8 protein-coding genes and 1 pseudogene are annotated in these 7,278 nt (G+C 44.1%); 1 reads left to right on the forward strand and 8 read right to left on the reverse strand.

The window, feature by feature from the left end; translation table 11 throughout:
• Positions 1-6: 6 nt before the first annotated feature.
• From J5I83_RS09650 to J5I83_RS09670, 5 genes are all read right to left on the reverse strand, one after another.
• Positions 7-801 (reverse strand): class I SAM-dependent methyltransferase, encoded by a 795-nt coding sequence (locus J5I83_RS09650; protein ID WP_304055414.1) that lies wholly within the window; start codon positions 799-801, stop codon positions 7-9.
• A gap of 142 nt (positions 802-943) precedes the next feature.
• Positions 944-1,576 carry a hypothetical protein gene (locus J5I83_RS09655; RefSeq protein WP_304055417.1) on the reverse strand — a complete coding sequence of 211 codons (633 nt, stop codon included), beginning with the start codon at positions 1,574-1,576 and terminating at the stop codon, positions 944-946.
• A gap of 93 nt (positions 1,577-1,669) precedes the next feature.
• Positions 1,670-2,236, reverse strand: a complete 567-nt coding sequence (locus tag J5I83_RS09660; protein ID WP_304055420.1) for a TetR/AcrR family transcriptional regulator — start codon at positions 2,234-2,236, stop codon at positions 1,670-1,672.
• A gap of 56 nt (positions 2,237-2,292) precedes the next feature.
• A complete protein-coding gene (locus J5I83_RS09665) occupies positions 2,293-3,477 on the reverse strand; it encodes an NAD(P)/FAD-dependent oxidoreductase (RefSeq protein ID WP_304055422.1) in 1,185 nt (394 codons plus the stop codon).
• An 83-nt stretch (positions 3,478-3,560) separates the two neighbouring features.
• Positions 3,561-4,115, reverse strand: coding sequence for an OsmC family protein (locus J5I83_RS09670; protein ID WP_304055425.1), 555 nt, complete (start codon positions 4,113-4,115; stop codon positions 3,561-3,563).
• A gap of 704 nt (positions 4,116-4,819) precedes the next feature.
• On the opposite strand from J5I83_RS09670, the gene J5I83_RS09675 reads away from it, so the two are divergent.
• Positions 4,820-5,239: a hypothetical protein gene (locus tag J5I83_RS09675; protein WP_304055429.1), complete on the forward strand. Its 420-nt coding sequence runs from the start codon at positions 4,820-4,822 to the stop codon at positions 5,237-5,239.
• Positions 5,240-5,466: 227 nt separating this feature from the next.
• On the opposite strand, the gene dksA is transcribed toward J5I83_RS09675, so the two are convergent.
• The 3 genes and pseudogenes from dksA to J5I83_RS09690 all read right to left on the reverse strand — a co-directional run.
• Entirely contained in the window at positions 5,467-5,889 is a 423-nt protein-coding gene (dksA, locus tag J5I83_RS09680) for an RNA polymerase-binding protein DksA (protein ID WP_304055431.1), read from the reverse strand.
• 290 nt (positions 5,890-6,179) lie between these two features.
• Entirely contained in the window at positions 6,180-6,620 is a 441-nt protein-coding gene (locus J5I83_RS09685; protein ID WP_304055434.1) for a CBS domain-containing protein, read from the reverse strand.
• 469 nt (positions 6,621-7,089) lie between these two features.
• A pseudogene (locus tag J5I83_RS09690) lies at positions 7,090-7,278 on the reverse strand (hypothetical protein); the annotation flags it as partial.

The following is a 7,278-nucleotide window of genomic DNA, read 5'->3' on the forward strand; positions in this document are numbered from 1 at the left end:
CTGAACTTATGTTTTTTCCGCTTCAAACAATATCGCTTGCATCGGGTAACGTGTGGGGTTTGAACCATATTCTTTTATCAGTGCTTGTGCAAACGCTTCGATTATCTTCTCAGGATCAATACCACCCCGCTCTCTTATTTCAAAGATAACTGGACTGAACATCATTCCCCGTGCGAAGGCTAATACATCCGGAATATCGTATTCCCGTCGCTGGATTGAGATAACGATTCGGTCAAAGCCTGAACGGATAAGCATTTCTTTGATGGGATCGATTTCGTGACAGGAAACGGGATCAAACAGGAATCTGGGCGTATCTGATGGAAAGAATTGTTTTAGCACCTCAAAACTTAAACTAGCGAATGGATTATAGTGTTCCGAGTCCCAGACGTTGAACAGGTAACGCCCTCCACATCTTAATGCTCGGTGGACTTCACGAAAAGCCGTTTCTTTATCAAAGAACATCACCCCAAACTGACAGACCACTGCATCGAATGTTTCGTTATCAAAAGGCAGCTCAGTCGCATCGGCGATCTGAAACGCGACCTGTTCATGAGGAAGAAATTTCGTACGGGCGACATTCAGCATAGAATCACTGATGTCGATTGCAGTCAGTCGTGTGTTCTTGGCAAGTACATTACGCAACTTGCGAGTTACTATGCCGGTACCAGCGGCAACTTCAAGCACGTCTCGGAGTGATCTTTCCGCAGTACGTCGTGCAATTTCAGCTCCATAATGCTCGAAAAGCACCGGGCCGAGACCTTGATCATAAGGAATAGCAACATCGTCAACATAACCTGCCATTGAATTCTCCGTTAATGTAATTTATAAAGAAAAAACAGTTTGACTGCTTGTTTCAATGCAGCATAAATATCCAACCAGTTTTATCGTTAAGTCTTCAGAAGACTCTTCAGTTGATACTTTTTCATGCAAGACAACAGAAAAACTAATCAACTATTCGCCTGAAATTGTAAAAAAAAGCGGCCGCAATGGATAACAATAACAATGGCCAGAACTGGATCAAAGGCTCATGCCATTTCGTGCCTACCGTGATTGGTATTTCCAGCTTAAAATCAGTCCGGTGTTCGTCCACCCCCGAGAGATAGAGTACATATTCTCCCGGCTCATCAATACGAATTTCCTGTGAAATAATGCCTGACTGATAATTTCTGGCGGGAATCGACAGAAGTGGCTGCTCTGATTTTTCATTCATCTTTCTGGACAGACTGAGTGCCACGGGCTGTTCTCGTGCGGATACGGGATACAACAGATCGATGGTAATACTGAGCAGGCCGGGACTGGGCACCTTGCCGCACAGAATGGGAACAGACATTGCACTCAATGCATCTTCCGGTATTTCGTAATCATGGGGAATAAAATAAGCGGAATAGCCGATCAGTAGTGTATCGGACTCAATCGTACATGTACCGCCACGAAAGCCTTTAGGGTAAGTTTCCGACATATCCCCCTGAGAACTTACATGAAACTGCATGCCAATCAGAACAACACTTGTCAGTATGCCGATAAAAATTAAAAAGCGTCGGGTATAGATCGATAAATTCTGCCAGACTGTAGCCATTTCTCCTCCTTGGAATCATTCCAGATAATCATAAGATCGATATACCTTATCGACCCCCATCTATCTTCACTTCTTCATTATGAAAGTGCAGATTCATTTTGTACTGCGCAAAATATCCTCGGCAGCCAGTCGGCCTATTTGCGCAATTTCACCATTACCGGTAACCATTGCTGTCACGATAGTGCCATCAATCAATAGGCTCAGTTTTTCCGTTACTATCTCGGGATCCCGCGCGCCGCTTTCCGCCACCATTGCCTGGAGTTTGGCATTTATTTTCTCTCTGTGCCCGTTGGCAATTTCCTGTATCCAGCCATTGCTTTTCTCATGTTCAGCCACGGCATTGATAAATACACAACCGAAAAAATCTTCACTGTCGAACCAGTCCTGCATTAAATCGAATAATGCCAGGATGCGATCGATAGGAGAGCATTCCATCATCGGAAGATCAAAATCGAACCAGCGGAACCATATATTTGCCTCTGCCTCGAATACGGCCTTGAGCAGGTTTTCTTTCGACCCGTAATGCGTATAGAGACTACGCCGGGATACGCCCGATTCTTCAATGATCCTGGCGATACCTGTAGCATGAATACCCACACGACAGAACAGACGACGCGCTGTCCGCAGTATTTTTTCCTCTACTGATATTTTTCTAGGCATCATAGTTACAGCATGCCGACATCGGTCATTACACTGGTAGGTCCAATATTTTCATTTTATTTTGCTCCAAGCTGTTTCTTGATCTTTCTGGCGATTCTGCCAGCTTCAAGACGGATTTCCCGCAATTGACCACTGAGTGGATTGACTTGTCCGATAAAGTAAAGACGAGGCGCTTCTTCGAATTCCTGGTCACCCGAAATTTTTGGCCTACCGTTCTCGTCAGCAATTCCTGGTATCTGAACAAGCTCAGGAATTCCGGTACGAAAACCGGTTCCAGCAACGATGATGTCAGGTTCCAATGTCGTTACGGTATTATTACTATCCTGTGCTACTCCAACGGTGTTCAGAATATGCACCGCCCGCCCCGAAATTTTCTGTATCGGCCCGACGATTTTGATCCGACCAGCACGAACGTCATCAGCGAAAGGACCGTATAGGATCGGCACCACATTACTTATAGCGTATTGCCTGGTGAGGGACATAGTTGGCAACGGAAGGCCGTAAGCTGTCAGATCACCCGTCGTTCTGCGTTGCAGAAAACCCAGCAGTATGTCTATCAAATTGTTGGGTAAATGACTTAGCCATATTCCCAGACCTACAAACGGGATACCACAAATGCTTTTGGGCAGAAAGTGCGGCGGTGTCCTGACAGACATCGTTACCGAACTTGCATATTCAGTTAGTCTGCTGGCAATCTCAGCCGCGGAATTACCGCTGCCGATCACGAGCACATGCTTTCCCGCATAATCCTGTGCACGTTTGAATTTTGAAGAATGAACGATTTCTCCTGGAAAAGTCTCCCTCCCTTCCCATTCAGGAATCACCGGAATACGGCAAGTACCGATTGCCATAACAACGGCCCGTGATTCAAATTGTCGGCCATCGCTGCTTATAATCAGCCAGATGTCACGATCACGGTCATAGCCAACTTTTTTAATTTCGATTCCGGTCTGTACAGTGAAACCACCCCGAACGGGGAATGTTTCAAGCAGATGCACGACCTCATCACGCGAAGGCCATGCCCCGACAGATCGTGGAAATTTACTGCCAGGTAGCGCTGAAAAGAAACGACCCGTGTTCAGACGCAAACCATCATAGTGATTGCGCCAGACATCTCCCACGGCAGATGTACGTTCCAATACCAATGGTGTCAATCCTGCCTTTGTCAATTCATATGCTGCCGACAAGCCAGCCGGACCTGCGCCGATTACTGTCACATCATAGATATCACTAACTTTCATTACTAATCTCCTTTCTGATCTCAATCAGAAACACTTGCTGATTCATATGATCCGACCCGCAGAGTTGCTGTAAAAACCGGATGTCAGTCATGTGGAATGTATTTATGGTGATGAATCTCGACATTTACCGGAACCGGGCGCATGATGGTATCCGGTATGGGTGCTATCCGCTGCAATTTCTTCAAAAGAGTGGTTACCTCTTCCTGCGGCGCGTCAGTTTGTATCTCTACGACGATTTTTATATCTTCAAATCCAGGATTGCCAGACTCTATCGCATAAGCCGCCCGGAAATTGATCCGCCCCGAAACATGCAAGCGGAGCGATTCCACGTTAATCCGGGCAGCTGACAGTCCACCGATATACGTGGCGGCAAGACAATGGCCAACCGCAGTGAGTAGCAGATCCTGCGGTGTGACACCCATACCTTCTCCGCCATAGCGAACCGGCTCATCACCGATGATTATCCGTCCACCATTTACGCTGGTGGTAGTGTGGTAACCGTTGTCCCACACGACTGTTGCGTGATATCTGGGCCTGGCAATATCACTGTCACCCCCTCTTTTGATCTGGTCGTATATGACTTGGGATTGCTCAAGATCAATTCCATTGATGATATTTTTGATATCCGAGTCAACCATCATCAGACCTCCATGACAAACAAATTACAAAAATAAATATTTCACATTGGTATCTGGTATTTAAGAATGTTCAGCAGCATTTCTATTCTTTATAAAAGTAGACCGATCGTTCTCTTTTTAAGAAATAATATACCGGAAACAGTGGAATGACAAGCGCAGATAAATAAATACTCCGATATCGGAAGCGGCCCGACAGCTTGATCTGACCTCTGCCGATATCAAGGATTCGGTCGATCAAGCTAAGGTGGAGATGGAAAATGCTCGAGAGCCAAGCCAGCCGATACCCATAAATAGATACCCATAAATAGTACGAACGTCTGCGCAAGGAGTTGCAGGAAGCCTATGGTTTTGCCATGAATGGAGCTGTGTGCCCGGGAAAAGATTGAAAGGTTGCAATCCCTGCGAGACAAGGACGTCTCCTGATTGAGACTGTACAGCAGAGACTTCGTGGCGAAAGTATTGAAGTTTCTATCAGAGCTGCCTGTGCTGTTCTTGTTTGGCGTTCCCCCGACGAATCGCCTACTACCGGCCAAGCCGATCTATGCCGAAAATCGACTCGGAGTGGGTCGCAGCCATCAAAAATTTTGCAAATTTATTATCAGGAAATGAACAGAGCTGTTCTAATTTCACTCTACGAACGCTTTCTTTTGACGTAATATAGTGCCTCACTCAGAAAGCTTATTTGTTAGATCTTGGAGATATGAATGGATACTTTAAGCATGATATTCAGTTTTTTAATCGGTGCAGCAATGGGCGTTGTTATCGCACATTCATGGAATACATACGTGGCTCAGCAGGCAGTCGAAAAAATAAATAACCTATTTGGCGAGTTATGGCGCCAACATACCAATCTATTGCAGGAAATGAAGCGGGATATGGATAATCCTGATTACAAGTTCCAGAGAGAGTTTTATATTCTCAGGAAAAATCAGCGTTTTAGTTCGGGTCTTACAAAGCCTTGCCTGGCGTATTTCCTGGATGAGCATGATAACCTGGAAGATCAGTTAAAAACTTTGGAAGCTCATGGCTTCATTAGCAATGTAACTGAACCCAATAAAAATAATTTCGCTAAATACCAGTTCAGCGAAAAATTCGTTGAATTGCTTCGTGGCAAAAAAAGCTAGCAATTTTGTAAAAAGGCTAACGACTGGAAGCCGGTAGCCTTTTTACATTATACCCATCGCACTACAAAATTTGGCATCGATACTTTTCTCCCCTCGGGGAGAAGGCTGGATTAGAGTGCGATGGGTATAAAAACTCTAGTTAATACACATAGCAGCTAACTATTTCGATAACTAACGTGAACATAGTTACATGCTAAAAAAAATAAGATAAAAAGGTTGAACAGTGTTTATTTGGCCAACTGTCTTTCCTTTATTTCTTCCAGCGTTTTGCAATCAATGCAAAGTGAAGCAGTAGGCCGTGCCTCAAGCCGTTTCAAGCCTATTTCTATACCGCAGTTATCACAATAACCATACTCGCCCGCATCAATTTTTGCGATAGTTTCATCGATTTTCTTGATGAGTTTTCGCTCCCGGTCTCGATTACGCAACTCAAGCGTCATATCGGACTCTTGGCTAGCTCTATCGTTAGGGTCAGCAAAAACTGTTGCTTCTTCTTGCATCACGTGAACCGCTCGATCTATTTCCTGCCCTAGTTCAATTCTGAGATCCTCTAAAATCTTGCGGAAATATGTAAGCTGCTCAGCGCTCATATATTGTTCGCCTTTTTTTGGTTGGTAAGAAACAACTTGTTTGCCAAATTCATGCTGCATTTGAATGCTCCCGTTTTTTTTAATTCCTAGCAATAATCAAACACACAGGAATAACAGAAAATAATATATATAGCAAGTCCGTCTATTAGGTGGCCGCTAAAATCCTTATTTTACATATTAATAGCACAATTTTAGCGGCGCACCATTATACAGAAATAACCTATGTTTTTTGTCAAAGCTGGATGATAATCAACAGAAGCCTTTGTTGCGCACCACGATAGATAGCAGTAGCTTTACTCGTTCACGACATCATGATTGAAAGACGAGTGGACAAATAAGTGATGCAATCTCTATATCTCAGGAGTGTCATATATATAGCGCTCGAGCTGTTTGATCACAAATTGATGCTCTGAAATCGCATCTTTCACCATATCACCGATGGAAAGTAACCCTATTACTTTGCCTTCATCGATGACTGGCAAGTGGCGTACCCGCATCTCGGTAATCAGCGACATGCAATCTTCATTGGTGTTATCCAAACCAACATAGACTACCTGGCGCGTCATGATTTCCTTCACCAGCATGTCTTTTACGGGCTTATCCAACAAATATGATTTTCGCGAAAAATCTCTTTCAGTCAGGATTCCAACCATCCTATCGCCTTTCATGACTAACAAAGCGCCAATGTTATTGGCTGCCATCAACTGCATGGCATCGAACACTGATGCATCCGGACTAGTCGTAGTAACCTTATGCCCTTTTTCGTGCAGTAGTTGTTTTACAGTTTTCATGATAACGCTCCTTTATAGGTTAAAAATCTCCGGTTCATCATTCCTATTCCAATTCTAAATCAAAACTCACTTTGCCGGCTTCCCCTTGCCGTATTGTTCATAAGCGGAGAGATTTTACTGAAACGATATCCACTAGTTTATAGCATCAAATCCACTGCTACCAAGCGGTTTATCGGCAGAATGGCGCGCACATCATCATTAAAAAAATACAGATAGAAAATCAAATCCCAGCTATTTGCATGGAATACTCTCTGTCATTTCACATGCTTTAAAATCTGGATAAAAGCAAGACATGGACAAACAGCACCCGCATGGCGTGACCGAATACTGTCTGGATGAAAAAAGGCAGCGCTCGCCCATTCCACAGAATGGGCAAAGGCAGCATCAGAAGGTACCAAAACTAAGACTTCCTGGATTGAGTTTTTGCATTGCTACCCTGTCTCCAGGAAAAAAGATGTTAATAAAACGATTAGATTACCCCTAACAATTTTTCCAGGCATTTATCAATAAATGGCTGGAATACACCCATAAAATTGTCTAAATGAAGTATGCCCACAATCAATATTATTAAGCCGCCAATCGTGATCCCACGTTTTAGACCCCATACAAAATTGGCCGAAGCAGGCAGTCGTGAATATGGCGGGTTCGAAAATGAAAA

The sequence above is a fragment of the Nitrosomonas communis genome (assembly GCF_024102715.1).
Lineage (GTDB): Bacteria > Pseudomonadota > Gammaproteobacteria > Burkholderiales > Nitrosomonadaceae > Nitrosomonas > Nitrosomonas communis_B.